Annotated in this window: 26 protein-coding genes and 1 tRNA gene; 11 read left to right on the forward strand and 16 right to left on the reverse strand. The window is 61.0% G+C overall.

Annotated features, from left to right (window positions below):
- Nucleotides 1-87 precede the first annotated feature (87 nt).
- From ACR0EZ_RS22920 to ACR0EZ_RS22945, 6 genes are all read right to left on the reverse strand, one after another.
- A complete protein-coding gene (locus ACR0EZ_RS22920; protein ID WP_480617119.1) occupies nt 88-963 on the reverse strand; it encodes a competence protein CoiA family protein in 876 nt (291 codons plus the stop codon).
- 45 nt (nt 964-1,008) lie between these two features.
- Complete coding sequence (locus ACR0EZ_RS22925; protein WP_480617120.1) at nt 1,009-1,353, reverse strand: hypothetical protein; 345 nt, start codon at nt 1,351-1,353, stop codon at nt 1,009-1,011.
- 180 nt (nt 1,354-1,533) lie between these two features.
- Nucleotides 1,534-1,610: transfer RNA gene (locus tag ACR0EZ_RS22930), tRNA-Arg, on the reverse strand.
- Between the two features lie 64 nt (nt 1,611-1,674).
- Nucleotides 1,675-3,057: an ATP-binding protein gene (locus ACR0EZ_RS22935; protein WP_480617121.1), complete on the reverse strand. Its 1,383-nt coding sequence runs from the start codon at nt 3,055-3,057 to the stop codon at nt 1,675-1,677.
- A gap of 19 nt (nt 3,058-3,076) precedes the next feature.
- Nucleotides 3,077-4,495 carry a dihydrolipoyl dehydrogenase family protein gene (locus ACR0EZ_RS22940; RefSeq protein WP_480617122.1) on the reverse strand — a complete coding sequence of 473 codons (1,419 nt, stop codon included), beginning with the start codon at nt 4,493-4,495 and terminating at the stop codon, nt 3,077-3,079.
- Between the two features lie 3 nt (nt 4,496-4,498).
- Nucleotides 4,499-5,257 carry a TVP38/TMEM64 family protein gene (locus ACR0EZ_RS22945; protein ID WP_480617123.1) on the reverse strand — a complete coding sequence of 253 codons (759 nt, stop codon included), beginning with the start codon at nt 5,255-5,257 and terminating at the stop codon, nt 4,499-4,501.
- Between the two features lie 269 nt (nt 5,258-5,526).
- Between ACR0EZ_RS22945 and rpmH the strand changes: the two genes are divergently transcribed.
- From rpmH to yidD, 3 genes are read left to right on the forward strand one after another with little or no spacing between them, the layout of a single operon-like run.
- Nucleotides 5,527-5,661: a 50S ribosomal protein L34 gene (rpmH, locus tag ACR0EZ_RS22950; RefSeq protein ID WP_005980833.1), complete on the forward strand. Its 135-nt coding sequence runs from the start codon at nt 5,527-5,529 to the stop codon at nt 5,659-5,661.
- Nucleotides 5,662-5,686: 25 nt separating this feature from the next.
- Nucleotides 5,687-6,112, forward strand: coding sequence for a ribonuclease P protein component (rnpA, locus tag ACR0EZ_RS22955; RefSeq protein WP_480617124.1), 426 nt, complete (start codon nt 5,687-5,689; stop codon nt 6,110-6,112).
- On the forward strand, nt 6,109-6,339 hold the full coding sequence (gene yidD, locus ACR0EZ_RS22960; protein ID WP_480617125.1) for a membrane protein insertion efficiency factor YidD: 231 nt from the start codon (nt 6,109-6,111) through the stop codon (nt 6,337-6,339). The genes rnpA and yidD overlap by 4 nt, the downstream gene beginning before the upstream one ends.
- 6 nt (nt 6,340-6,345) lie before the next feature.
- Here the strand turns inward: yidD and ACR0EZ_RS22965 are convergent, their stop codons facing one another.
- Complete coding sequence (locus ACR0EZ_RS22965; protein ID WP_480617126.1) at nt 6,346-7,281, reverse strand: alpha/beta fold hydrolase; 936 nt, start codon at nt 7,279-7,281, stop codon at nt 6,346-6,348.
- 109 nt (nt 7,282-7,390) lie between these two features.
- Between ACR0EZ_RS22965 and ttcA the strand changes: the two genes are divergently transcribed.
- The 8 genes from ttcA (at nt 7,391) to ACR0EZ_RS23005 (ending at nt 15,438) form a co-directional block, all read left to right on the forward strand.
- Entirely contained in the window at nt 7,391-8,272 is an 882-nt protein-coding gene (gene ttcA / locus ACR0EZ_RS22970) for a tRNA 2-thiocytidine(32) synthetase TtcA (RefSeq protein ID WP_480617127.1), read from the forward strand.
- A gap of 63 nt (nt 8,273-8,335) precedes the next feature.
- Nucleotides 8,336-9,871, forward strand: coding sequence for a putative bifunctional diguanylate cyclase/phosphodiesterase (locus ACR0EZ_RS22975; protein ID WP_480617128.1), 1,536 nt, complete (start codon nt 8,336-8,338; stop codon nt 9,869-9,871).
- Nucleotides 9,872-9,996: 125 nt separating this feature from the next.
- A complete protein-coding gene (gene yidC, locus ACR0EZ_RS22980) occupies nt 9,997-11,826 on the forward strand; it encodes a membrane protein insertase YidC (protein WP_480617129.1) in 1,830 nt (609 codons plus the stop codon).
- Entirely contained in the window at nt 11,823-12,560 is a 738-nt protein-coding gene (locus tag ACR0EZ_RS22985; RefSeq protein ID WP_480617130.1) for an MOSC domain-containing protein, read from the forward strand. The genes yidC and ACR0EZ_RS22985 overlap by 4 nt, the downstream gene beginning before the upstream one ends.
- Entirely contained in the window at nt 12,557-13,210 is a 654-nt protein-coding gene (gene yihA / locus ACR0EZ_RS22990) for a ribosome biogenesis GTP-binding protein YihA/YsxC (protein ID WP_480617131.1), read from the forward strand. Before ACR0EZ_RS22985 ends, yihA begins: the two co-directional genes overlap by 4 nt.
- Nucleotides 13,211-13,374: 164 nt before the next feature.
- Entirely contained in the window at nt 13,375-14,238 is an 864-nt protein-coding gene (gene argB, locus ACR0EZ_RS22995; protein ID WP_480617132.1) for an acetylglutamate kinase, read from the forward strand.
- A gap of 19 nt (nt 14,239-14,257) precedes the next feature.
- On the forward strand, nt 14,258-14,944 hold the full coding sequence (locus tag ACR0EZ_RS23000) for a ferredoxin (protein ID WP_480617133.1): 687 nt from the start codon (nt 14,258-14,260) through the stop codon (nt 14,942-14,944).
- A complete protein-coding gene (locus ACR0EZ_RS23005) occupies nt 14,941-15,438 on the forward strand; it encodes a SixA phosphatase family protein (RefSeq protein WP_480617134.1) in 498 nt (165 codons plus the stop codon). The genes ACR0EZ_RS23000 and ACR0EZ_RS23005 overlap by 4 nt, the downstream gene beginning before the upstream one ends.
- Before the next feature lie 46 nt (nt 15,439-15,484).
- Here the strand turns inward: ACR0EZ_RS23005 and ACR0EZ_RS23010 are convergent, their stop codons facing one another.
- From ACR0EZ_RS23010 to ACR0EZ_RS23050, 9 genes are all read right to left on the reverse strand, one after another.
- Nucleotides 15,485-16,276 (reverse strand): amino acid ABC transporter ATP-binding protein, encoded by a 792-nt coding sequence (locus ACR0EZ_RS23010; RefSeq protein WP_480617135.1) that lies wholly within the window; start codon nt 16,274-16,276, stop codon nt 15,485-15,487.
- 12 nt (nt 16,277-16,288) lie between these two features.
- Nucleotides 16,289-17,587 carry an amino acid ABC transporter permease gene (locus ACR0EZ_RS23015; protein WP_480617136.1) on the reverse strand — a complete coding sequence of 433 codons (1,299 nt, stop codon included), beginning with the start codon at nt 17,585-17,587 and terminating at the stop codon, nt 16,289-16,291.
- A 3-nt stretch (nt 17,588-17,590) separates the two neighbouring features.
- Nucleotides 17,591-18,835 (reverse strand): amino acid ABC transporter permease, encoded by a 1,245-nt coding sequence (locus ACR0EZ_RS23020; protein ID WP_480617137.1) that lies wholly within the window; start codon nt 18,833-18,835, stop codon nt 17,591-17,593.
- 125 nt (nt 18,836-18,960) lie between these two features.
- On the reverse strand, nt 18,961-19,977 hold the full coding sequence (locus ACR0EZ_RS23025; RefSeq protein ID WP_480617138.1) for an amino acid ABC transporter substrate-binding protein: 1,017 nt from the start codon (nt 19,975-19,977) through the stop codon (nt 18,961-18,963).
- 207 nt (nt 19,978-20,184) lie between these two features.
- Nucleotides 20,185-20,892 (reverse strand): ATP12 family chaperone protein, encoded by a 708-nt coding sequence (locus ACR0EZ_RS23030; protein ID WP_480617139.1) that lies wholly within the window; start codon nt 20,890-20,892, stop codon nt 20,185-20,187.
- A gap of 4 nt (nt 20,893-20,896) precedes the next feature.
- Entirely contained in the window at nt 20,897-21,568 is a 672-nt protein-coding gene (locus ACR0EZ_RS23035) for an HAD-IA family hydrolase (protein WP_480617140.1), read from the reverse strand.
- Nucleotides 21,565-22,608 (reverse strand): RluA family pseudouridine synthase, encoded by a 1,044-nt coding sequence (locus ACR0EZ_RS23040; protein WP_480617141.1) that lies wholly within the window; start codon nt 22,606-22,608, stop codon nt 21,565-21,567. Before ACR0EZ_RS23040 ends, ACR0EZ_RS23035 begins: the two co-directional genes overlap by 4 nt.
- A 109-nt stretch (nt 22,609-22,717) precedes the next feature.
- Nucleotides 22,718-24,031 (reverse strand): replication-associated recombination protein A, encoded by a 1,314-nt coding sequence (locus tag ACR0EZ_RS23045; protein ID WP_480617142.1) that lies wholly within the window; start codon nt 24,029-24,031, stop codon nt 22,718-22,720.
- Nucleotides 24,032-24,035: 4 nt separating this feature from the next.
- Nucleotides 24,036-25,421 (reverse strand): trypsin-like peptidase domain-containing protein, encoded by a 1,386-nt coding sequence (locus ACR0EZ_RS23050; protein ID WP_480617143.1) that lies wholly within the window; start codon nt 25,419-25,421, stop codon nt 24,036-24,038.
- Nucleotides 25,422-25,476: the final 55 nt, after the last annotated feature.

Below are 25,476 nucleotides of genomic sequence, written 5' to 3' on the forward strand. Positions count from 1 at the left end.
ATACGACAGATGCCCCAAGGTCTTCTTATCAGCCATCGCGCTCGCGGCTACCGTTCTGTTCTGGCTGTAAATCAATGAGTCTGGAGCCTAAAAACCACCTGGGAACTTTGTGTAACCGCTCGTCGCCTCGGGCGTTGCGTCGCAATACAGATGCTCATCAAAAAAACAGAGGGCGTGTTTGCAATAAAGACAGTTTTTTAGCCAATAGACTTCGCCTTTGTAGGCTGCGCGCTTTGCGGCGCTATTCCATCCTTTTTTTGGCAGGTTGTCTAAAAGAGCCATTGTGGGCAACGGACATGGTACCAAATTGCCGCTGCAATCTTTACGCGTGCAGCGTGCCAGTCGAATTGCGGCTTTAGCGTTGTAGATCCATTTCTTGTGGGATTCACTTTCAATGACACACTGCCTAACTTTTTCTTTCGAGGCATCGCGCGGTAATTCGGATACATCAATCTCGATAGCGGACATTTTCAAGCGCTCGTAGTACAGGGCCTTATCGTCATTCACTGCGTGAGTGACCTTTATTTCAATGCAGAGTGTGTGACCTTTTGACGATGCAGCAACATCTGGGACAATGCGCCCTAGGCTACACTCCAGTTCAACAGTGTCGAATTGCACGCGCTTTGAAGATGCGACAACATCGTACCCTTGCGGATAATAACTTCGGCCTCCTTGATAGATGCCATCGGATGCCACGACCTGGGGAAGCAAAATCTCACAAGTTTCGGCAATCACATTTTTGCAGGCAAGATGCAGGGCGCTTTCCCCGAGGCTTGAACAGTCAACCTTTTGCGCGTGGGCGAAGTGGTGCAAACGCACATTGCCCTTTCGAGCGACAAGTTTCTCGCCGCAACTTGGGCAGACGCACTCACATGCAAGCCCTCGTTCAACCTCACTGATATGAACGGCCTTGCCATCTTTACTACCCCAGCCTGTGTTCTCCCAATTTGAAATGCTATCCATCAATGGTCTGTTACTACCTGCAACTGAAAACTAGCTGAGACGCAATCATTCAGCTGGCTTTGGTTGCGTGGCCGTGTGTTCCCAGCCAACCCAGTTTTCCTGTTTTTCGTCCCAGTAGGCTTGCAGAGTTCCCCACAATTCCCCGGCCTCGTCAATCATGTCCTCTAGCTCGTTGGGCAGGGCTTTGAACAGGGTGACATAGCTGTACTTCTCGGTGTGTATCTCGACGTCACCATCTGGCTTGAAGCTGAGCATAAGCACATCAGCCTCGGCATCCTCAATAAATGCCACGACCGACGGCGTACCACTTCCATCATCAATGACTATTACTTCATCAAGCGGGTAACCGCCTGTCAGCAACAAATGCATGTCATCAACTACGTCATTCATGGGAACGCCTACCGTTTGCGAAATCCCATGCATACTATGGCGTCAAATTTACTGAGACCAGCCCGACACAGTATTTCGCCCAGGACTTGGCATCAAATATTTTTTGTTGGGCAAAATGTTGGGCACAGCCAAAAGCACTGCCAAAAAGCCTATCGTTAACAATGCCTTATGAAACCAAAGTGGCGGACCGAGGAGGATTCGAACCCCCGACCCCTTGATTCGTAGTCAAGTACTCTATCCAGCTGAGCTATCGGTCCGCGTTGGTGAGGCGCTATGTAGACCCGGGGCCGGGGACGTGCAAGCCGATTCTGTAAAAAATCTTCAAAAAGTCACGTCCCCGCGCGGTAGTCTTATTTCAAAGGTGGTTCCCTCGGGGCCGGTGTCTTTCAGCAGCAGATCACCGCCATGCCCGCGGACAAGTTCCTGCGAGATTGCCAGCCCCAGCCCGGACCCTCCCTTGCGCACGCCGCCCTGAAACGGGGTGAACAGGTTCTCGCGTGCCTTGGGGGGCAGGCCGGGGCCGGTGTCGCGGATTTCGATGCACCAGCTGTTTTCATACTCGCAGCCCGCGATGGTGATGCGCCCGGGTTTGCCCGAAGCAACCAGCGCCTGCCGAGCATTGCGCACCAGATTCATGATCACCCGGAACATCTGTTCCGGATCGGCGCGGGCCACCAGATCCTCGGGCAGTTCGTTTTCGATTTCGACGCAGGCATCGGCCAGAGCGAGCCGTTCATTGGCGGCCACGTCCTCGGCAATGTCGCGCAGGCGCACCATGGTCAGCGTCGGCGCGGGTTCCTCGGCGCGGCCAAAGGCCAGCGTGCTTTCGCACAAAGACACCGCGCGCGTGATCGAGTTGACCAGTTTGGGTGCCATACGCCGGACCAGCGGGTCATCGCTGGCCTCGATCCTGTCGGTGAACAACTGGGCCGAGGTCAGGATGTTGCGCAGGTCATGGCTGACCTTGGCCACTGCGCCGCCCAGTTGCGCCAGACGCTCCCGCTGTTTCAGAACCTGGGTCAGGTCGGTCTGCAATTGCTGCAGCGCCTCTTCCGCCTCACGCAGTTCGGTCACTTTGGAATTGGGAGAGATGATGCCCCGCGCATCCTCGGGCGCGCTTGCATAGCGCTGCATATAGCCCACAACGCCTTTTATCGGCTTCACCAGCACCACCCGCACGGCCAGAAACAGGAAAAACGCCGTGATGATCGAGATGACAAAGGACAGCCCCAGAATGCGCAGCCCGTAGTCGGTCATCGCCATGCGCAAGGGCATGCTGTCGGTGGTCACTTCGATCAGAAGGCCTGCGCCTTTGACCGGTTCGCCGATCACGCGGATCACCTCGTTTTCAGGTGTCCAGAGCCGGATCATCGCGTCGCGGATCAGCACCCAGGGGCCTGCGTCGCGCAGGTCATAGGTTTTGGTGATCTGCTCGGGGATGGGTGACGACAGCATCAGTTGCCGGACCTCGTCCCGGCGCAGCACGACGTTATAGACGCCCGCATTGGCCAGCAGTTCGGCCTCAAGGTCTTCGGCCAGCATGTCGTCGGCCAGCAGCGCCAGCGAGGCGATCTGGGCGCGTTCCAGCCGGTTCAGCAGGAAATCCTCGCGAAAGCGCGCAATCGAAGGAACAAAGATCAGAATCTCGGCCAACATGACGAAGACCGTGGTCAGGATCAGAAATCGGCCTGACAGCGAGTTCACTCTGCTCTCCCTTTTTCGGTCAGGGTATCCAGCGCTGGACGAACCTGACCATTCGTTTAACCGTTTGATTCTCAAACAGCCTTGGCGAGAAATAAGCACCCGCGACACGTTTGTTAAGCTCTCCGATCGTCGGGTATGGGGAAACCATCGCGGCGATCTGGCCCATCTTCAGGTTATTGGCCAGCGCCAGCGACCACAAGTTGATCAGTTCGCCCGCCTGATGACCCACGATTGTCGCGCCCACAGGCCGGCCTTTTACGACCATGACCTTAATGAAGCCTTTCGTTCTTCGCTCAGAAATCGCGCGGTCATTGTGGTGATAATCAAATCGTGCGATTTCCATCTTATCGCCGTGCTGTTCGCGGGCCTGCGCCTCGGTCAGGCCGACCTGGGCCAGTTCGGGGTCGGTATAGGTGGCCCACGGGATATGGGCCGTTTTGGCCTTGGACGGCAGGCCGAACAGGGCCGAGCGGATGATGATGCCCGCGTGATAGCCCGCGACATGGGTGAATTGCAGACCGCCCGCGACATCGCCGATGGCGTAGACCTTGCGGTTTGTGGTGCGCAGGGTTTCATCGACCTTGATGCCGGTCCGCGTGGGTTCGATCCCGGCAGCCTCAAGGTTCAGCCGGCCGGTATTGGCCTTGCGCCCCGCCGCCAGCAGCAGGTGCGTACCCGCGTAAATCTGGCCGGTTTCTGTGACGACCTCGACCTTGCCTTCGGACCCGCGAATCTGGGCGACCATGGCCTGTTCGTGGATCTCGACACCTTCGGCCCGCAGCGTGTCCAGAACGACCGCCGCAGCCTCGGGGTCATCCTTGCCCAGCGCTTGCATGCCTTCGATCACGGTGACCTTGCAGCCCAGCCGGATATGGGCCTGCGCCATCTCCATCCCGATGGGGCCGCCGCCGATGATCAGCAGATGCTCGGGCTTGTCGCGCAGGTCAAAGATCGTCTCATTGGTGTAAAAGGGCACCTGATCCAGACCGGGGATCGGCGGCACCAGAGGGGACGAGCCGGTTGCAATCACCACGCGGCGCGCAGTGATCAGCGTGTCGCCCGCCTGCACCTGCGTGGGCGAGACAAAGCTGCCGTATTCCCGGATCACCTTGACGCCGAAGCCCTCGAACCGTTCCTGACTGTCCATCGGCTCGATCTGCGCGATGACGTCATGAACGTGGTCCTTGGCGGCGACATAATCGACCTTGGGCACCACATCCGCCACGCCAAGCGCCGAGGCATGTGCCTGACCAAATGCCGCCTTGCCGCTGGCGATCAGCGCTTTCGACGGCACACAGCCGAAGTTCAGGCAGTCGCCGCCCATCTTGTGGCCTTCCAGCAGGACCACATCGGCCCCCATCTGGCTGGCCCCGGCGGCGACGGACAGGCCTCCGGACCCGGCTCCGATCACCAGGATATCGGTTTTCAGTTCGGTCATGGATCAGCTGTCCTTTTTGCCGCGCAGGGCTTTGATCACAATCGGCAAGGCCGCCAGAAGGCACAAGCCAAGGATCGGGCCGATCACGAACGGCTCCCATAGCAGCGAGACATCCGGTGTCTCGCCCCGATCAAACACGCCGCCCAGACCCACGCCAATCCATGTATAGACGATTCCGCCCGGAATGATGCCCAGCGCCGTGGTCAGCAGGAAATTGCGGAACTTCACCCCGACCAGCGCGGGCACCAGATTGGCCACGAAGAACGGCACAACCGGTACAAGGCGCAGCAGGAACAGCACCGAGATTTCATTCTCACGCAGCCCGTCTTTCAGCTTCTTGACCGTACCTTCCGAGGATTCCAGCCGCGCGGTCAGTGTCTCGCCCAACCCCCAGCGCGCGGCCAGAAAGATCGCCGATGCGCCGATGGCGGCGGCAAAAACGTTAAAGACAGTGCCTGCGAACAGGCCGAACAGGAACCCTCCGGTCATCGAGGCAACGGCCGCGCCCGGCAGGGAAAAGGCCACGATCACGATGTAAATACCGACAAAAGCCGCCGCCATCGCCCAGTAATGCCCGTCACGCCAGGCCAGCAACGCCTCGCGGTTGTCGCGCAGGGTCTCGAAAGTCAGGTAATCCCCAAGGGTAAAGAACCCGACAGCGGCAACCGTCAGGATGATCAGCAAGGGAATATGCCGCGCAACCCCGCTGCGCGGCGCCTGGGTGGTATCGCTCATGTCGCCATCCGGCTTTGTCAGTTTCATCTTCTCCACAAGATGCGCCGCCCGGCGGCCAAGCAACAGAGGCTTCACGCGGCCTTGATCCATGTGTCGGTTAATGTGAGCGTTTCTGTGCGGAACCACCGGATTCTGAAATCTTTTCGCCGGTCGGTTACAGAATTGTTGCAAATAGCGACAAAACCCCCACCTTGGGGTTTGACTTACCCTGCCCTTAGCAGTAGAGGACGGGCTTCGAACACTAGGGCCAGGCGAATCCGCGCCGCACCCGACCGCTATAGATTGGAGACGGAGCGATGAAACGCACCTATCAGCCTTCGAACCTGGTTCGCAAACGCCGCCACGGTTTCCGCGCGCGCATGGCCACCAAGGCCGGCCGCAAAATCCTGAACGCGCGCCGCGCACGTGGCCGCAAATCGCTGAGCGCGTAAACCGCTCACCGATCAGGTTATGAACATGACGCCGCCGGAGGCCCCTGAGGATGGTAAGAACCACCCCGGGGACACGCCCCCGGCGGCGTCCGTTTGCGTGCCTGATACTCTGACCGTTCTCAGGAAACGGTCCGATTTCCTGAAAGCCGCGCGGGCGCGCAGGCAGGGCACGTCCTCGTTGATGGTGCAGGCCCGCAAACGCGCACCGGATGAGGCCCCCGGTATTCGGGTTGGCTTCACCTGTTCCAAGAAAGTCGGCAATGCCGTTGCCCGCAACCGCGCCAAACGACGATTGCGCGAGGCAGCACGGGCCGTTTTGCCCGCGCACGGGCGGGACGGCTGGGATTACGTTCTGATCGGACGGGCCGAAGTCACGGCAACCCGCCCTTTTGACGCCCTGCTGGACGATCTGAAATACGCGCTCCGCAAGGTTCACAGCGCCCGGAAATGACGCCGTTTGCCCATATCCTTGCCCTGCCCGTCCGGGCCTATCGGCTAATCTTCAGTCCCTGGGTCGGGTTCAATTGCCGCTACCAGCCCACATGTTCCGCCTTTGCGCTGGAAGCGCTGGAAAAGCACGGCGCTATAAAGGGCACATGGCTCGCCGCCCGCCGCATCGGGCGCTGCCATCCCTGGGGCGGGGATGGCTATGATCCGGTGCCGGATCGCAAGGACTGAACCGCCTCAGACCAGCGCCAGATTGCCACGATCCGTGCGTGCGCGGGTCGGAATAACCTCACGGTCCAGAGAGCCCATAAAGGTGTGATACAGGTCTTCGTAGAACCGGGGCGCGTCGAAATACCAGCTATGCGAGGCGGATTTCCCGTCAGGATAGCTGTCTTTGGTCTTCTTGTAGAACGCGCCGCAATACAGGTTCACGGCCTTGTCCGCCCGATCCTCGGGCAACCCGACCCGCCCGGCCCGGCGCGACACCCCGACACGTTTGATTTCCGAGACCGACAGCGCCTCGTCAAACGGGCTGTAGTAGCAGGTCAGTCGTATGCTACGACGCAACAGGGAAGAGGTTTTGGGGTTCCCGTCCTGAAAGGATTTCGACGACACGTCCGCCGCCACAAAGGCCACCTGGCTGGCGGTCCAGCTGGTCTGGGCCGTGGCGTGGTCGTCATCGGCATAATCCATCGCTTCGCGCACCAGATAGGTGCCCATGGAATGCGCCAGCACGTGAATGTTGTACCGGCAATCCGCCGTCTGCATACGCGACAACCGGTTGATGCCGTGCACAAACAGCTTGTCGGCTGACCGCCGCGCGTCGGCTCGGTCCGAGTTATAGCCCAGAACCGACCCGTCGCTGGGCCAGTCATAGCTGATCACGACGCCCTTGAATCCGTGCGCCTCAAGCCCTTTGCGGATTTTGCGGTGGCGTTCCAGCATCTCGAACTGCTCGGTGTTGAAGCCGTGGACAAACACGACGATATGCCCCTTGTCCTCGTCGGTTGCGCCCGCCGCGGCCTGAACATCGCGCAGCCAGTCCGAGACCCGGACCTCGTGTCTTCGCGCGGGCTGTTTCGCGGTGCCGGGGATCGCCAGATACCGCGCCGCGCCTAGTTTGTTCGAGTAGTGATCGCCCTTGCGGGCGCGGACGGAAAAGAAATAGTCCATGAATTCGCTCCTGCCTGAAATGCTGGCTTCCTACCACATCCGGCACACATCCCCAAACCGGCTGCGTTCAGCCTTGCCCGGGCGCAATGCTCGGTGTACGCACGGGCGCATGTTTGATGACGCAGACGATATCCACCCGCTGTTTGCCGGCGCCCCCTCGACCACCGAGTTCAAGAAGCTGCGCAAGCGCATCGTGCGCCAGACCCGTGAAGCCATCGAGCAGTACGGGATGATCGAACGCCATGATGGGAAGCCCCCCCGCTGGCTGGTCTGCCTGTCGGGCGGCAAGGACAGCTACACCCTGCTGGCCGTTCTGCACGAACTGAAATGGCGCGGCCTGCTGCCTGTCGATCTGCTGGCCTGCAATCTGGATCAGGGCCAGCCCGGCTTTCCCGCCACCGTCCTGCCCGAATTTCTGGATCGGATGGGCGTGCCCCACCGCATCGAGTATCAGGACACCTATTCGGTCGTCATGGACAAGGTCCCGCAGGGCCGGACCTATTGCGCCCTCTGCTCGCGCCTGCGCCGGGGCAACCTGTATCGCATCGCGCGGGAAGAGGGCTGTTCGGCGGTGGTTCTGGGCCATCACCGCGACGATATCCTCGAGACATTCTTCATGAACCTGTTCCATGGCGGGCGTCTGGCGACCATGCCGCCGAAACTGGTGAACGAAGAGGGCGACCTGTTCGTCTACCGCCCGCTGGCCCATGTGGCCGAGGCCGATTGCGAAAAGTTTGCAAAAGCGATGAACTATCCCATCATCCCCTGCGATCTATGCGGCAGTCAGGACGGGTTGCAGCGGCAACAGGTGAAACAGATTCTCGACCAGTGGGAAAAGAACAGCCCCGGACGGCGGCAGGTCATGTTCCGCGCGCTGACAAATGCGCGGCCCTCCCATCTGCTGGACCCGAAACTGTTCGATTTCGCCAATCTTGCGCTGAAATCCGGTGAAATAGACGAAAATTCGGAAGAAATTCCGCGCCTGCGTTAACGACTGACTCAGAGAGGTTTCCTAGGGTCGTCTTGTGCGATTTCAGCCAAGGCCCGGAAACTGATGCGGAACCTTCTTTTTGCTCGACGATTGGTGCAGTCCCTCTCGGGTGTGTTCAATGGCCCGTCCGCGCTGGCCTTTGTGCCCGCGATCAGTCTGGGGGCCTTCTGGATCGGCGGGGAACGGGCGCTTGTGGCGATCGCGCTGGGGTTACCCCTGATGTGGGCAGGCTCGGGCATGGCGGCGTCCCGGACCAAGACAAACGCTCGGGGGGCATCTGGCGGGCTTTTGCCAAATGATGGCTTTGACACAGCCCTTGCCGATGTGTTCCAGGCTGCCAACCGCAGGGGCGATGCCTCGGCCTGTATCGCCCTGACGCTGGACGATTACAGCCAGATCGTCGATCTGCACGGTCAGGCCGCCGCCGAGCATATAAATCAGCAGGTCTGCACCCGTGTCCTTTCGGTAATCCGCACCGGGGATTTTATCACCCGGCTGGACGGGCACAAAATTCTGATCGGCCTCAGCCCCGCGCAGCATCTGGATCTTGAGACATGTATCCAGTTGACCGGGCGCATCCAGGCCGCGGTCGAAACACCGGTAATGTTGAACGAGGCGGGCGTGTACCTGTCCTGCTCGATCGGGTTCTGCCTGAGCACCAGCGCCTCGGACGGCACGGCCAGCGACTGGAAAGAAGCCGCGTTCAGCGCGCTGTTTGAGGCGCAGCAAAATGGCCCCTCGACCATTCGGGCCTATTCCGCAGAGATCAGCCGCCGGTCAAAAACAAGAACCAACCTGCGCAAGGAATTTGACGCCGTGCTGAACAGCGGGGAAATCCGCCCCTGGTTTCAGCCGCAGATTTCGACCGACACAGGGCAAGTCACGGGTTTTGAGGCGCTGGCCCGCTGGGAACACCCCAGTAAGGGTGTCCTTGGGCCGCATCTGTTCCTGCCCTTTGCCGAACAGGCCGGGCTGATGGAACGGTTTGGGCAGGCCATACGCCAACATGCCTTCACCGCCATGCGCGACTGGGATCGCGCCGGGATTATCGTACCCCGGATCGGCGTCAACTTTTCCTCGGACGAGCTGCGCGATCCCGGCCTGATCGACCACCTGAAATGGGAACTGGATCAGTTCGACCTGACCCCGGACCGGCTGGCAGTCGAGGTGTTGGAAACCGTATTCTCTCGCCGCCCGGACGACGTAATCACGCGCAACGTGTCGGGTCTGGCCGCTTTGGGATGCTGCATCGATCTGGACGATTTCGGAACCGGCCATGCGTCAATTGCGTCGATCAAGCGGTTCAGAGTTTCCCGGATCAAAATCGACCGCTCCTTCGTCACCAAGGCCGATCAGGACCCCAGCCAGCAGCAACTGGCCAGCGCCATTCTGACCATGGCAGACAAGCTGAATCTCGAGACTCTGGCCGAAGGGGTCGAGACACCGGGCGAACACGCGTTGATGGCGCAGCTGGGCTGCAACCATGTTCAGGGCTTCGGGATCGGCAAACCCATGCCCGTTGAAAAAACCGTCGACTGGATCACCGCCCATCGCAATAAAATCGGGGGCGTCCCCAAAATCGGTCGGCAAACTGGGTAGCGGGGCGGAATTGCATCACGGAAAGCCTGTCCAAGGCGGATTTACGGGCGATTCCGCTTGACCTTTGGGCCTGCACTCTGTTGAACCCTGCGGGTGTCTTTCACTGCTCAAGGTGGCTGTCCCAGATGGACGATCAGAACAAGAATCTCATCCTCGCAACCGCGCTCAGCTTTCTGGTGATCCTGGTTTGGTTCGTGCTGTTCCCCCCGCCGGAACCAACACCCACGACCGAACAGACCGAGATCGCTGCGGTCGAGGACACTGACGTTCAGACGCCCAGCGCCGCCGGAACCGGCACCGTGGGCAAGGCGACGACCGCCGCAGAAGAAACCCTGCCCGAGGAACAGGCCCCCCGCGTGCAGATCGACACCCCCCGCCTGAAAGGCAGCCTGTCGCTGTCGGGCGGCCGCATCGACGAGCTGTTCCTTAAAGACTACAAAGTTTCGATCGAAGAAGGCGCGCCCATCGTTGAACTGCTGTCGCCGGTTGGAACCGATTCCGCCTATTACGCCTTGTATGGCTGGGCCCCAGGGTCCGGCGTGTCGGGCACCGATGTGCCCGGCCCGAATACCCTTTGGACGCTCGAGCAGGGTGAGGCACTGGGCGTGGACACTCCGATCACGCTGGCTTGGGAAAACGGCAACGGCCTGACCTTCCGCCGCACCATTTCGGTGGACGAGGACTACATGTTCACGATCACGCAATCCGTTGAAAACGGCACTCAGGCCGAGGTTGGCATGGCGCCCTACGGCATTCTGGCCCGCCACGGCATTGGCGAGGACGGCGATCTGCCGGGGCTGAAAAACTTCTTCATCCTGCATGAGGGCGTGATCGGCATGGCCGACGGCACCCTGTCCGAGGTCGATTACGGCGATGTGCGCGATTTCGACATCGACCCGAACGAACGGGCCCAGGCCGAGGTGTATCAGGTCAAGCAAGATGGCTGGATCGGCTTCACAGACCACTACTGGATGACCACGCTGATCCCCGAACCGGGCTCGGCCTTCAAGGCGGCTGCGAAATACGACTCGCGCCGCAAGATTTATCAGACCGAAACCGTTCTGCCGACGCTGACCGTTGCCCCCGGTGCCACGGAAGAGGTCACGACACGCCTGTTTGCCGGTGCCAAAGAGTGGGAGACCATTCGCGAGTATCAGAAAAAAGGCGTGCAGAAATTCATCGACAGCATCGACTGGGGCTGGTTCTTCTTCCTGACCAAGCCGATCTTCTGGCTGCTGCACAACATCAACGCCCTTATCGGCAACATGGGCTGGTCGATCATCGGCCTGACGCTGATCATCAAGGCGATCCTGTTCCCGCTGGCCTTCAAATCCTACGTCTCGATGGCGAAGATGAAGGAATTGCAGCCGCAGATGGAGGCCCTGAAAGAGGCGGCTGGCGACGACCGCCAGAAGATGCAGCAGGGCATGATGGAGCTGTACAAGAAGGAAAAGGTTAACCCCGCCGCGGGCTGTCTGCCGATCCTGATGCAGATCCCGATCTTCTTCTCGCTGTACAAGGTGATCTTTGTCACCATCGAACTGCGACAGGCCCCGTGGTTTGGCCCGTTCCGTGACCTGAGCGCGCCCGATCCGACCTCGATCTTCAACTTTTTCGGCTTGCTACCCTGGGCGGCCCCGCAACCCGAAAGCTTTATGGCGCTGATCTTCATCGGCATCCTGCCGTTGCTGCTGGGTATCTCGATGTGGCTGCAGCAGAAGCTGAACCCGGCCCCAACCGATCCGACGCAGGCGATGATCTTTGCCTGGATGCCGTGGGTCTTCATGTTCATGCTGGGCGGCTTTGCCAGCGGTCTGGTGGTGTACTGGATTGCGAACAACACCATCACGTTTACCCAGCAATACCTGATCATGCGCAGCCAGGGTTACACGCCCGATGTGTTTGGCAACATCAAGTCCGGTTTCAAGAAGACCCCAAAGACGGACGACAAATGAGCGGCGCAATCACCAGCCTGTGGCGGCATCCGATCAAAAGCCACGGGCGCGAAAGCCTTGATCACGTCACCATGACCCCCGGGCAGACCATGCCCGGGGATCGTGTTTGGGCGGTCGCGCATGAGGCATCCACAATCGATGGTTCGCAATGGGCCCCCTGCGCCAATTTCAGCCGTGGCGCGAAGGTGCCGCAACTGATGGCGATCTCGGCGCGGTTGCAGGGCGACGCGGTTACACTAAGCCACCCCGACCGCCCCGATCTGAGCTTTGAGCCGGACACCCAGCAGGATGCGTTTCTGGACTGGGTCAAGCCCTTGATGCCTGCCGATCGCGCGGCCTCGGCCCGTATTGTCCGCGCCCCCGGCCGGGGTATGACGGACAGCGATTTTCCGTCGATCAGCCTGTGCAACATGGCCTCGCACCGGGCGGTTGAACAGAAGCTGGGCCGCGATCTGTCCATCGTGCGCTGGCGCGGCAATATCTGGTTCGATGGCCTGCCTCTGTGGGAAGAGTTCGACTGGCTGGGCCGTGACATCCGCATCGGCGAGGCCCTGTTCCGCGTCCGCGAACGCATCACGCGCTGTCTGGCGACCACCGCCAACCCCGAAACCGGTGAGCGGGACGCCGACACGCTGGGGGCGTTGAACAGCTGGAACCATCAGGATTTCGGCGTCTATGCCGAAGTGCTGGAGGGCGGCAGCGTCCGGACCGGCGACAAGGTAGAAGTGCTATGACCCCGCTTCCCTTCCCCCTGGCCGAAACCCCGGATGAGTTTGCGGCGGAAACCGGCCGCAAGCTGTTTGCCGGCGAATCCGAGTTCGTCAAAGGCGTCGTCGCGATGGACGGCCTGCCCGCCCCCGACCGGTTGGAGGTCTGCTTTGCAGGCCGCTCGAACGTGGGCAAATCCAGCCTGATCAACGCGCTGACCGGCACCAAAGGTCTGGCGCGCGCATCCAACACGCCGGGCCGCACGCAAGAGATCAACTTTTTTACCCAGGGCCCCGAACTGTATCTGGTGGACCTGCCGGGCTATGGCTACGCCAATGCGCCGGTGAAGGTGGTCGAGAAGTGGCAGCGGCTGTTGAAGCAGTACCTGAGCGGGCGTCAGACCCTGCGCCGCGCCTTTGTTCTGATCGATTCACGCCACGGCGTGAAACCGGTGGACGATGAGATCATGAAGCTGCTGGACACCAGCGCCGTGACCTTTCAATGCGTGCTGACCAAGGCCGACAAGGTGAAAGCCAAGGACCGCGCGAAAGTGCTGGATCAGGTGCGCGGCGCGTTGTCCAAACACCCGGCGGCCTTCCCCGAGATCGTGCTGACCTCATCCGAGAAAGGCGACGGCATTCCGACCCTTCGCTCGATAATCGCGCATCTGGAGTAGTCACGGCAGTTCCGGTTTTCATTGCAAAAACACTGATCGCCAATGTCCCGAGAGCGCCGAAGGCGAGGCAGGGCATTGGTGATTCTATGTGAACCGGAACTGCTTTAGGCCCTTGGCAGTGCCGCGCAAAGGTCCTAACACGGAATGTCAGAAGGACCTTAGCCATGAAGACACGTGACATGAACCGGGACTGGATCGCCACCGCCGCAACCCTGAACAGCGCGCTGCCCTATCTGCAGCGCTATGACGGCGCGATTGTCGTCATCAAGCTGGGCGGCCACGCCATGGGCAGCGACGAGGCGATGGAAAGCTTTGCGCGCGACGTGGTGCTGATGCGGCAGGTCGGGGTGAACCCGGTGGTCGTGCATGGTGGCGGGCCGATGATCAACGCGATGCTGGACAAGCTGGATATCCAGTCCGAGTTCGTGAATGGCAAGCGCGTGACCGACAAGGCGACGGTCGAAGTGGTCGAGATGGTGCTGTCGGGCCTTGTGAACAAGCGCATCGTGCAGGCGATCAACCGTCAGGGCGGCACAGCCGTCGGGCTTTCGGGCAAGGATGCCAATCTGATGACCTGCGATCAGGCCGACCCGTCGCTGGGCTTTGTTGGCTCGCCTTCGGAAATGAACCCCAAGGTTCTGCACAACCTGTTCGCCCATGACGTTATTCCGGTCATTGCCCCGCTGGGCGCTGGCCGGGACGGTGAGACCTTCAATGTCAATGGCGACACCGCAGCCGGGGCCATCGCTTCGGCGCTCAAGGCGGATCGCCTGTTGCTGCTGACCGATGTCTCGGGCGTCAAGAACGCCGCCGGTGAGGTCGTGACCGAGCTGAAGGCCGGTCAGATCCGCGAGATGACGATGGACGGCACCATTGCGGGCGGCATGATCCCCAAGACCGAAACGGCGCTGGATGCGCTGCACAGCGGCGTGCGGGCCGTGGTCATTCTGGACGGGCGCGCGCCCAATGCAGTCCTGCTGGAACTGTTCACCGAACACGGTGCGGGTTCGCTGATCCGGCCCGACTGACCCGAGCCGCGGAGGAGAGATGACCGGACATCCCCCACCCTCCTCTTACATGGCGGCAATCAGCTATGGCTGGGTGGGGCGCGTTGCGCATCAGGCGGGCCTGATCGTCATGGGTGCGACCCATCCACGTATCAGCGGCGCCAAAGGGCTGGACGGAGGAACTCTGGTCCTTTTGGGCGCGGGTTCGGCCTTTTGGTCCGTTCTGAAAGCCGCGCCCGAATGGCAGGGCCCCGACCCGGTGGACCGCTGGTCGAGCCGGGTTATCGGCGGGATGGCGCAGACGCTGGGCGCGCAGGCGCATTTCCCCTTTGGCGGGCCGCCTTACGCCCCGTTCATCGACTGGGCGCTGAAATCCGGACGCACGTTCAGCAGCCCGGTCGGCGCGTTGGTGCATGACACGGTCGGCATGATGATCTCGTACCGGGGCGCGCTGCATTTTGCGCAGGAGTTCGACATCCCCGAGATCAGCGCCCCGTCGCCCTGCACGGGCTGCCCGGCCCCCTGCACAACGGCCTGCCCGGTCGGTGCGCTGAATGCCGAGGCGTTTTACAGCGTCGACGCCTGCCACGACCATCTGAACACGCCCGAGGGGCAAAGCTGCTTGACCGGCGGTTGTCTTGCCCGGCTGGCCTGCCCCCTCAGTCCCGGCGCGGGCCGCGATCCGGAGCAATCCGCCCACCATATGAAAGCGTTCCACCCGACATGACCCGTACTCTGATCCTGACCCGTCACGCAAAATCCAGCTGGGACGCGCCGGTTACAAGCGACCATGACCGCCCACTGAACAAACGCGGACGCAAGTCGGCCCCGGCCATCGGTGGATGGCTGAGGCAAAACGGATGGCTGCCGGATGAGGTCATCAGTTCCACATCCGAAAGAACCCGCGAGACATGGGACAGGATGGGTCTGCGGGCTGCAACGGTCGGGTTCACACGCCAGCTTTATCATGCGGGGCCGGACGACATGCTGAACGTTCTTTCGGGCGCGACAGGGGACACGGTGCTGATGCTGGGCCATAACCCCGGAATTGCCGGTTTTGCCCAGCAGATCGTGCAGCAAGGCCCCGAGCACGCCAGATTTTACGACTATCCGACCTGTGCGACCACAGTGATCCGCTTCGACCTTAGCGATTGGGCGGATGTGAACTGGCGCAGCGGAACGGTGCTGGGCTTTGCCATCCCGCGTGAGTTGCTGGAATAGAAAAAGGCGAGGCCAAAGCCCCGCCCTTCCCGTGATTTCAACCGGATCAGTGCCCCAGAATCTGGCTCAGGAACAGCTTGGTCCGTTCGCTTTGCGGGTTGTTGAAGAACTCTTCCGGTTCGTTCTGTTCGACGATCTGGCCGGCATCCATAAAGATCACGCGGTTGGCGACCTGACGGGCAAAGCCCATCTCGTGGGTCACGCACAGCATGGTCATGCCTTCCTCGGCCAGTTCGATCATGGTGTCGAGCACCTCTTTGATCATCTCGGGGTCCAGCGCCGAGGTCGGTTCGTCGAACAGCATGATGCGCGGCATCATGCAGAGCGAACGGGCAATCGCCACCCGCTGCTGCTGACCGCCGGACAGCATGCCCGGATACTTGTCCGCCTGTTCCGGGATTTTCACCTTTTCCAGGAAGTGCATCGCACGCTCTTCAGCCTCTTTCTTGGGCGTCTTGCGCACCCAGATCGGGGCCAGCGTGCAGTTTTCCAGAATGGTCAGATGCGGGAACAGGTTGAAGTGCTGGAACACCATCCCAACCTCGGACCGGATCTTGTCGATGTTCTTGAGGTCATTCGACAGCTCGATCCCATCTACGACAATCGTGCCCTGCTGGTGTTCCTCCAGCGCGTTCAGGCAGCGGATCAGGGTGGATTTCCCCGAGCCCGATGGCCCCGCGATGACAATCCGTTCGCCCTGATTGACGGTCAGATTGATGTCGCGCAGCACGTGGAACGAGCCGTACCACTTGTTCATGCCGTTGATTTCGATGGCGACCTCGTCGCTCACCTGCATTTTGGTGCGGTCGATTTCGCGGTCAATTGCAAGTTCAGACATGTGTTGAACTCCTTAACGATGATCGGTGGCAAGGCGACGCTCGAGCCACTGTGAATATTGAGAGATGCCGTAGCAGACGACGAAGAACAGAAGCGCGGCAAAGCCCAGAAGCTCCCAATAGACGCCGTTCCATTCGGTCGACGCCAGGATGGGACCCCGGATCATGCCCACCAGATCGAACATCGAGATGACCGAAACCAGTGTGGTGTCCTTGAACAGGCCAACGGCCACGTTCACGATGCCGGGGATCGAGATCTTCAGCGCCTGCGGCAGGATGATCAGGCGCATGGCCTGCGGGTAATCCAGGCCCAGACTGTCTGCTGCCTCGTACTGTCCGCGCGGAAGCGCCGCCAGACCGCCGCGGATCACCTCGGCGATATAGGCGGCCGAGAACATGGTGATCATGATCACGACGCGCAGGAACAGGTCGACCGTGCTGTCAGGCGGGAAGAAATAGGCCAGCATCACCGAAGCCACGAACAGCAGCGTAATCAGAGGCACGCCACGGATGAACTCGATGAAGATGACGCAGACCCACTTGATCAGCGGCATGGTGGATTGACGGCCCAGCGCCAGCGCAATCCCCAATGGTACCGACAGCGTCACGCAGGTTACACCCAGCATCATGTTCAGCATGAAGCCGCCAAGGTCCCGGCTGGGAACGGCCGAGAGCCATGCGTTCTCGGACGCGCCTTCGGGGATCAACGCCCCGCCAACTTTCCAGACCACCAGCGCCACGACGATGGCCCCGAAGAACCCCGCCGCAAAGCTGTTTTTGCCGAATTTCTGGAACACTGCGGCAGCCGCCACACATCCCAGAAGCGCGACCAGCGGAACCAGGATGGTGCCACCCCAAATCAGCCAAAAGGCGACAAACGGATAGACTGCGGTGAACAGCAGCATCTTGCGCGGCAGGTCGAAAAACAGCACCGGAGCCGCAGCAACCAGCATCAGCACAAAGGCCAGATTTGGCCGCCAATAGGCGTCATCGGGGTATTTGAACCCGTAGATCAACTGATGCCAGCGCTCGGTCAGAACCGCAAAACACGCCCCTGTCTTGCCATCCAGAATCTCCCGGCACTGCGCCAGTGAATCCGCCTGCCAGACACCGTTCAGCATCCAGGGAAGCGTATTGCGCAGGATCAGATAGATCAGGATCAGCGACAGTACCGTCAGGATCGTGTTGGCCACGCCCGAAAACAGGTTTTCCCGCAGCCACTTGACCACACCCGTTTCACGCGCCGGCGGCGGTGACGGTGGGATGGTGCCTTCGGCCACGAAAGCGATCGAATTGGTTGTTTGATCGGTCATGACTCAGCGCTCCTTCAACTTGACGGATGCGTTGTACAGGTTCATTACCATCGAAATCACCAGCGAGGCTGTCAGGTAGAACAGCATCAGCAGCAGAACACATTCGATCGCACGACCGGTCTGGTTCAGGGTGATGCCACCCAGCGTTGCCGTGATGTCCGCATAGCCCACGGCAATCGCCAGCGACGAGTTCTTGGTGATGTTCAGGTACTGCGAGATCAGCGGCGGGATGATCACCCGCAGCGCCTGCGGCAGGATCACAAGGTTCATGATCCGGCCCGAACGCAGACCCAAAGCAGCGGCGGCTTCGGTCTGACCCTTGGAAATCGCCTGAATACCGGCGCGCACGTTTTCCGCGATGAAGGCGCCCGTATAGATCGACAGGGCAAACCACAGGGCAATCAGCGGGGCTCCGACCTGGGTGCCTCCCCGTAGATTAAACCGGTTTGCCAAGGGATCGGGAAGGTCCCACGACAAGCCCAACAGAAGCAACACAGCGACAAGCGGGACGACCCAGATCGCCGCATTTATCAACAGCGTGTTCGGCCTGACGCCCGTCTGCTCTTGCTTTATCTGCGCGTTCTTGTTCACGAACCGGGTTGCGAAATACGACAGAACCAGCACAGCCAGCACCAGAAGCCAGTTTACGAAGCTTCCGCCTTCCCCGCCGAACCCACGGGTAAAATAGGGCGACGGAACATAGATACCCCGGTTGGTGAACGCGATGAGCCCGAAGGTCATCTCACGCTCCGGTTCTTCACCCAGATATGCTCTGGCACCCGGCAGGACCGCGGTCATGATCGTGAAGATGATGATGATCCAGATCAGCACCGGAATATTCCGGAAGATCTCGACATATACCGCCATCAGCTTGGACACGAGCCAGTTGTTCGACAGCCGCAGAACCCCGGCAACGACGCCAAAGAACGTGGCCGTGATGCAGGCCAGAAAGGCGACAAGCAGCGTGTTGAGCAAACCGACAACGGACGCGCGGGCATGCGAGTCCTGGCTGTCATATTCTATAAGAACCTGGTTGACGTCATACCCGGCAGTGTCTCCGAGAAACGCAAACGAGATGTTCAGGCCAGCGGCGCGGAGGTTTTGAAACAGATTGTGCCCTAAGTACCAGATACAGTACGCAATAACGATGGCCGCAATCACCTGAAACGTCAAAGAGCGATAGCGGGTATCGTTTATGAGCATCGACAACCGAAAATCAGCTTTCGGTGGGTCAGTCATAGTCGACATATTATGGGATCCCCGTAGCTTGCGGACTGTTTTATCCTGGCGAGGTTGTCCCCGCTCTGCATCTGTCCGCAGCAGTTATTGGTGAAAAGGGCGCAGGTTACCCTGCGCCCTCTTCAATTGATGTCTTAGCGGAACGGCGGCGAGTACAGCAGACCGCCATCGGTCCACTGCGCGTTCAGGCCGCGCGCCAGACCAATCGGGGTTTCTTCGCCGATGTTCTTGGCAAACACTTCACCATAGTTGCCGCCTGCTTTTACAGCTTTGGCAGCCCAGTCGGCATCCAGACCCAGCATCTCGCCCAGGGTGCCTTCGGTCCCCAGCAGGCGGTTTACTTCAGGGTTCTCGGTGCCGGCGCTCAGTTCGTCGATATTCGCCGAAGTCACACCCAGCTCTTCCGCCGAGATCAGCGCGTTCAGGGTCCAGCGAACCACATCTGCCCATTCGTTGTCGCCGTGACGGACCAGCGGGCCCAGCGGCTCTTTCGAGATGATTTCGGGCAGCAGGACGTGATCACCGGGGTTTTCGAACGTGGCACGCGTTGCGGCCAGACCCGATGCGTCGGTGGTGTAAACGTCACATGCGCCAGCCAGATACTGCTGTTGCGCTTCGGCGTTGGTTTCAATCGGAACCGGCTCGTAGCTGATGTTGTTGGCACGGAAGAAATCGGCCAGGTTCAGCTCGGTGGTGGTGCCGGTCTGGATACAGACGGTTGCCCCGTCCAGTTCCTTGGCCGAGCTGACGCCCAGCGCTTTGGGAACCATGAAACCCTGACCGTCATAGTAGTTGACGCCCACGAATTCGAACTTCAGGTCGACGTCGCGGCTAAAGGTCCAGGTGGTGTTCCGGGCCAGCATGTCGATCTCACCGGCGGCAAGCGCCGTGAAGCGTGTTTTTGGTGTGGTCGGAACAAACTCGACAGCAGTCGCGTCGCCCAGAACGGCTGAAGCCACAGCCCGGCACAGGTCTACGTCAAAGCCTTTCCACTCGCCATTCGCGTCAGGTGCAGCGAAGCCGACCAGACCGGTGGTCACACCGCAGTTCAGCGTACCCCGTGCCTTGACGTCGTCCACAGTACCCGCCACGGCTGCGCCAGCGGCCAGGCCGGCAACTGTTGCCGCGCCCAAGATTACGGATTTTTTCATTTTTACCTCTTCCTGATTTTCCGCCCCCTAAAGGAACGGTTCTACCCAGCAAATGAATGCCGGAAAGGTTTCCCCAAAGGTGTCTCCCCTTTAGTGGGCTTGAGTTTGGGCGCATTCATAAACAAACGTCAAGGGTTGGATCAGAGAAAACGATGGGTCCGGCCAATAGGTTTTGGCAGGCCCGTCATAATTTCGATGCGCGAAGGATCAGACAGATACGTCGAAGAAACGTTTGGCGTGCAGAAACGCGGCTTTCTTTGTTTCCGCCGCCGCATGGGCTTCGTCGTCATGGCCCCATTGTTCGATCTGCCACCGCTCGTCCAGCCGCGAGATGTCCCAGATGGCGTCCGCTTGGCGCCAGTTCAGCGCTGCCGCAAAGCCCAGAACCAGCGAGCCCGACAGGCTGACAAGATCGTGGAAGGCGGCCAGTTGAAAAGCATCCATTGCGTGCACCCGGCGGCGCAGCGCGATCAGGGCCTGTTGCGACTGCGGCTGATGCAAAACCCCGGCGACCGGCAACAGCCGGGCCGACAATGCCTCTGCCGCCCAGTCCAGCGCCGGGTCCCATTCATCGGCCTGTCGGTTCTGCAATTCCTGCGGATGGGTCGCACGGTAGCACAGCAAATCCGAATCGCCGTAATCGGCCAGCATGTCGGCCACTTCGGCATGCTGTATCCGCACCTTGTCTATCGCCGCGTTGGCCGAACGGGTAAAGGGCATCGAGGCCGGATCGACCTCTTTCTCCTGCGCGTCCCATTCGGCGGCTACGGCCCGGGCCATGGCGCGGGTCGGCAGGATCAGCGCGGCTTTGGCGGGGGTTTTGACCCGGCGCCCGTCCAGTTCCACGGTATAGCCGCCCTCGGCCTCGACCACGGCGCTGGTTTTCCAGAAGCGTTTCGGTTTCCAGTCGCTCATGCCATCAGTTCCAGATGCGGGCCAGCGCGCCGGGCAACTGGTCGAAGGTTTCAATCATGCAGGTGGCCGAGGTCAGGGCCACCGGGTCGTGATAGCCCCAGGACACGCCGATACCGCGCACTCCGGCCGCGGCGGCCATATCCATGTCATAGCTGGTATCGCCGATCATCACCGCATTTGCGGCCTCGACCCCGGTTTCGGCCAATGCGGTTTCCACCATCGAAGGGTGCGGTTTCGACGGGTGGTGATCGGCAACCTGCTGGGTCACGAAATAGCGCTCCAGCCCATGCGCCTCGATCAATGCGTCCAGGCCGCGCTGAGATTTGCCGGTCGCCACGCCCAGCAGAATTTCCGGCACAGCATGCAAGGCTTCGATTGCCTCGCGCGCGCCGGGAAAAAGCGGAGAACTGCCAGCGCCCAATTCCAATCGGTAGGCATGGAAGGCCTCTTTGTAGCCTTCGACCAACCGCGCCTGCACCGCGTCAGACTGTTCCGGCGCAAGCCGCGCGATGGCCTGTGGCAGCGACAGACCCACAATCGACAGGATCGCGTCCCGGGACGGTGCCGTAACCGAGGACGCCTGAAAGCTGGTTGTCATGCAATGGACGATGCTGCCCTGACTGTCGACCAGCGTGCCGTCGACATCGAACAGGACCAGCCGCAAAGGTGCGCTCATTGCAGTTCCTCGAACGGGTCGTCTGCGGCCAGATCCTCGGTCCAACCGAAGGTGTCCCAGCTGTTTTTCATATGTTCGGGCAAAGGAGCTTCGATGGTGATCTGTTTGCGTGTCATCGGGTGCTGAAAAGACGCGCGCCGCGCGTGCAGATGCAGCTTCTTGCTGATGATGCCGCCCAACTGCGCGCCCCAGCCATCGCCAAGGTTTTCCTGACCCGAACCACCATATTTCCCATCCCCGATGATCGGATGCCCGATGGCGGCCATATGCGCCCGCAACTGATGGGTGCGCCCGGTGATCGGCTCCATCGCCACCCAGGCCGCCCGGCCCGCGACGCGGTAGAGCGTGGCATAGTGGGTGTGGGCGCGTTTTGCGCCTGGCGTGCTGTCGATCTCGTCCATAAGCACGGGGATCATCTTTTCGCCCTCGCCGTGCTTGCCGTGACCGGGGGCCTTGACCAGACCCGTCTTGATCTCGCCCAGATACGGCGTAGGAACGCCAGCGACCAAAGCCCAGTAAATCTTGCGGGTATCGCGGTGGCGGAAAGCGGCGGTCAGGCCCTTGGCGGCCTCACGCGTGCGGGCCAGCAGCAGAACGCCCGAGGTATCCTTGTCCAACCGATGCACCAGACGCGGGTTTTCGTCGTAGCCAAAGCGCAGTGCCTCGGACAGGCTGTCCACATGCCGGGTCTGCCCGCTGCCGCCCTGCACCGGCAGGCCCTGCGGTTTGTTCAGCGCCAGAACGTGATCGTCGCGATAGATCACGCAGGACTGGATCATCTTGGCATCCGCATCTGATATGCGACGCTTCACCTCGGCCGGCTTGTGATCCGCATCCGGCAGCGGCGGAACCCGCACGACCTGCCCAACCTCAAGCCGGGTCGAGGCTTTGGCCCGGCTGCCATCGACACGCAATTCGCCCTTGCGGCACATCTTTTCGATCCGGCCCTGACTGACATGCGGGAACAGGCGGCGCAGCCAGCGATCGACCCGCTGGTCCCCGTCACCTTCCGCAACCGTAATCATCTGCACGCCACTCATGCCATTGCCCCATGCACCGTGCGGCCACCCCGCCCGGATTGCACCTTTGCCAGTGTCCCAGAAAACATGCGCGTCTGTGGCCCGCTGGAGGCGAAGAGTCAAGCCGGGCCTACCGCGCGTTCCGCTGCGCCCGCAGTTTCGAGAAATAATCCAGCCGCTTCTTCAACTCGCGCTCGAAGCCGCGTTCGACCGGCTGATACAGTTCTGGCCGCTCCATCCCATCGGGGAAATAGTTCTGGCCGGAAAACCCATCTTCGGCATCGTGATCATAGGCATAGCCCTTGCCATATCCCTGATCCTTCATCAGCGAGGTCGGCGCGTTCAGGATGTGCTTTGGCGGTGGCTCGCTGCCCGATTGCTTGGCCAGCCGCATCGCGGCCTTGTAGCCCACATACGCCCCGTTCGATTTCGGCGCCAGCGCCAGATAGACCAGCGCCTGCGCCAGCGCCAACTCGCCCTCGGGCGAACCGAGGCGTTCGTAAGTCTCCCAGGATTGCAGGCAGATCGCCTGCGCCTGCGGATCGGCCAGCCCGATATCTTCGACCGCCATCCGCGTGATCCGGCGCGCCAGATAGCGCGGGTCCTCGCCCCCCGTCAGCATCCGGGCAAACCAATAAAGCGCTGCGTCCGGGTCCGACCCGCGCACCGATTTATGCAGCGCCGAGATCAGGTTGTAATGCTCATCCCCCGACTTGTCGTACTTCGCCGCGCGCCGCATCAGGCGGGTCGACAGCGCATCCGGGTCCAGCGGGGCGTCGGTCTTCCAGGCCGAGACCTGCTCGATCAGGTTCAGCAGCGCCCGCCCGTCGCCATCGGCCATTTCCTGTAATGCATCCCGCGCCGCAGGGGTCAGCGGCAGGGCGCGGCCCAGCTCCTTTTCGGCCCGCTGGGTCAACCGTTCCAGATCGCTCAGGCTGAGGCGTTCCAGCACCAGCACCTGCGCGCGGCTGAGCACAGCGGCGTTCAATTCGAACGAGGGGTTTTCGGTCGTGGCCCCCACCAGCAGGATGGTGCCATCCTCCATATGCGGCAGAAACCCGTCCTGCTGCGCCTTGTTGAAGCGGTGGATTTCGTCCACGAACAGCAGCGTGCCCTGCCCGTTCTGGCGGCGGATTTTTGCGGCCTCAAAGACCTTTTTCAGGTCCGGCACACCGGTGAAAATCGCGCTGATCTGCACGAAATGCAGGTCGGTTTCCTGCGCCAGAAGCCGCGCAATCGTCGTCTTGCCGACACCGGGCGGCCCCCAGAAAATCAGGCTCGACAGGCTGCCCGAGGCCAGCATGACGCCCAGCGGCGCGTCCGGGCCCAGCACCTGACCCTGCCCGATCACCTCGGCCAGCGTTTGCGGCCGCAACCGGTCAGCCAGCGGGCGGTGCGGGGCCGGTGCGGGCTCGGCGGCCCCGGTATCGAACAGATCGCTCACGGTATCACAGACGGAACCGCAGCGACATGGTGCGACTGCCGCGCTGAATATCCATCTGTACCCTGCGCCCCGGATCAGTCAGCGCGTCCACCACATCTGCGGGGCGCTGCATGTCGTCGCCATTGATGGCGCTCAGCACATCCCCGGCCCGCAGCCCTGCGCGCGCGCCGTAAGGGCCGGGATCGACAACGACGACGCCGGTTTGCGACAACAACAAGCCCAAGCGACTGATCACCGCCGGATTGACACCCGAAACCGTCAGTTCCGGCAGCACGGTTTGGTCATCCAACGTCGTTTCCTCGGCCGCCGGGGTTTCCGGCGCCTTGATCAGAGCCACCTCAACCTCGTCACTCTGTTCACCGCGCAGCCGGGTCAGGACCGAGGTTCCGCCGACCCCTGCAACGGACATGCGAAACTTCATCTCAGCGGGCGAGTTGACCTCATCCCCATCCACATGGGTGACCACATCGCCAACCCGCAGGCCCGCATCGGCCAGCGGGCTGAGGTCGTGCAGATCGGAAATCACCACGCCAAGCGGAATGACCAGACCCAGCGACTCGGCAATATCGGCGCTCATGTGCTGGCCCGACATGCCGGCCCAGGGGCTGACGAAATCCTCGTTGCCCGCCTGCGCCTGCCGCAGGAACTCGGCCACCAGATTGGCGGGGATGGCGAACCCGATCCCGTTCGACCCGCCCGAACGCGTGAGAATCGAGGTGTTGATCCCGATCAGATCGCCGTTCACATCGATCAGCGCCCCGCCCGAGTTGCCGGGGTTGATCGCCGCATCGGTCTGAATGAAATACCCCCGCGCATTCCCTGTGGCCGTCCCCGTCCGCGCCAGACCCGAGATGATGCCAGAGGACACCGTCTGCCCCACCCCAAACGGGTTGCCGATGGCCAGCGCCAGTTCCCCGACCTCAACCTGATCTGAATCGCGCAAGGTCAGGTAGGGCAGATCGTCGGCCTCTTCCAGACGCAGAATGGCGATGTCGCTTTCCTCGTGGCCCAGAACGACCCTGGCGGAAAACTCGCGGCGGTCGGTCGTCACGACGCGAATCTCGGTCGCCGAGCCCACCACGTGATAGTTGGACACCACATAGCCGTCCTCGGACAGGATCACGCCCGAGCCCAGCGAGTTCTGTACCCGTTGCTGCGGCTCGCCAAAGCCCCGGCCAAAGAAATCGCGAAAGAACGGGTCCGAGAACAAGGGCCGCGCGCGACCCTGCCGGACGATCTTGGCATAGATATTCACAACGGCGGGTGCGGCGTCTTTCACGACTGGCGCAAAGCCCAGCGAAATCTCGGCGTGTGACTGGGGCACCCGGGTTTCCGCATAGGCGATGGATGCACAGGCGAGGGAAAAGGCGAAAAGGGTCGCGCGAAACATTCAGACCTCAAACTTCTAAGACCTGTTGGATATGCGTCCACACGACCCGTAATGC

The organism is Ruegeria sp. AK4 (assembly GCF_056541025.1).

Bases quoted from the DNA above. Each gene is read 5' to 3' on its own strand.
- ACR0EZ_RS23030 (WP_480617139.1), bottom strand. From the start codon at position 20,892: ATGAGCGACTGGAAACCGAAACGCTTCTGGAAAACCAGCGCCGTGGTC.
- ACR0EZ_RS22920 (WP_480617119.1), bottom strand. From the start codon at position 963: ATGGATAGCATTTCAAATTGGGAGAACACAGGCTGGGGTAGTAAAGAT.
- ACR0EZ_RS23040 (WP_480617141.1), bottom strand. From the start codon at position 22,608: ATGAGTGGCGTGCAGATGATTACGGTTGCGGAAGGTGACGGGGACCAG.
- ACR0EZ_RS22985 (WP_480617130.1), top strand. From the start codon at position 11,823: ATGAGCGGCGCAATCACCAGCCTGTGGCGGCATCCGATCAAAAGCCAC.
- yidC (WP_480617129.1), top strand. From the start codon at position 9,997: ATGGACGATCAGAACAAGAATCTCATCCTCGCAACCGCGCTCAGCTTT.
- ACR0EZ_RS23020 (WP_480617137.1), bottom strand. From the start codon at position 18,835: ATGTCGACTATGACTGACCCACCGAAAGCTGATTTTCGGTTGTCGATG.
- rpmH (WP_005980833.1), top strand. From the start codon at position 5,527: ATGAAACGCACCTATCAGCCTTCGAACCTGGTTCGCAAACGCCGCCAC.
- rnpA (WP_480617124.1), top strand. From the start codon at position 5,687: ATGACGCCGCCGGAGGCCCCTGAGGATGGTAAGAACCACCCCGGGGAC.
- ACR0EZ_RS23025 (WP_480617138.1), bottom strand. From the start codon at position 19,977: ATGAAAAAATCCGTAATCTTGGGCGCGGCAACAGTTGCCGGCCTGGCC.
- ACR0EZ_RS23010 (WP_480617135.1), bottom strand. From the start codon at position 16,276: ATGTCTGAACTTGCAATTGACCGCGAAATCGACCGCACCAAAATGCAG.
- yihA (WP_480617131.1), top strand. From the start codon at position 12,557: ATGACCCCGCTTCCCTTCCCCCTGGCCGAAACCCCGGATGAGTTTGCG.
- yidD (WP_480617125.1), top strand. From the start codon at position 6,109: ATGACGCCGTTTGCCCATATCCTTGCCCTGCCCGTCCGGGCCTATCGG.
- ACR0EZ_RS23005 (WP_480617134.1), top strand. From the start codon at position 14,941: ATGACCCGTACTCTGATCCTGACCCGTCACGCAAAATCCAGCTGGGAC.
- ACR0EZ_RS22945 (WP_480617123.1), bottom strand. From the start codon at position 5,257: ATGAAACTGACAAAGCCGGATGGCGACATGAGCGATACCACCCAGGCG.
- ACR0EZ_RS22925 (WP_480617120.1), bottom strand. From the start codon at position 1,353: ATGAATGACGTAGTTGATGACATGCATTTGTTGCTGACAGGCGGTTAC.
- ACR0EZ_RS22940 (WP_480617122.1), bottom strand. From the start codon at position 4,495: ATGACCGAACTGAAAACCGATATCCTGGTGATCGGAGCCGGGTCCGGA.
- ACR0EZ_RS23000 (WP_480617133.1), top strand. From the start codon at position 14,258: ATGACCGGACATCCCCCACCCTCCTCTTACATGGCGGCAATCAGCTAT.
- ACR0EZ_RS23035 (WP_480617140.1), bottom strand. From the start codon at position 21,568: ATGAGCGCACCTTTGCGGCTGGTCCTGTTCGATGTCGACGGCACGCTG.
- ACR0EZ_RS23050 (WP_480617143.1), bottom strand. From the start codon at position 25,421: ATGTTTCGCGCGACCCTTTTCGCCTTTTCCCTCGCCTGTGCATCCATC.
- ACR0EZ_RS23015 (WP_480617136.1), bottom strand. From the start codon at position 17,587: ATGACCGATCAAACAACCAATTCGATCGCTTTCGTGGCCGAAGGCACC.
- argB (WP_480617132.1), top strand. From the start codon at position 13,375: ATGAAGACACGTGACATGAACCGGGACTGGATCGCCACCGCCGCAACC.
- ACR0EZ_RS22975 (WP_480617128.1), top strand. From the start codon at position 8,336: ATGCGGAACCTTCTTTTTGCTCGACGATTGGTGCAGTCCCTCTCGGGT.
- ACR0EZ_RS22965 (WP_480617126.1), bottom strand. From the start codon at position 7,281: ATGGACTATTTCTTTTCCGTCCGCGCCCGCAAGGGCGATCACTACTCG.
- ttcA (WP_480617127.1), top strand. From the start codon at position 7,391: ATGTTTGATGACGCAGACGATATCCACCCGCTGTTTGCCGGCGCCCCC.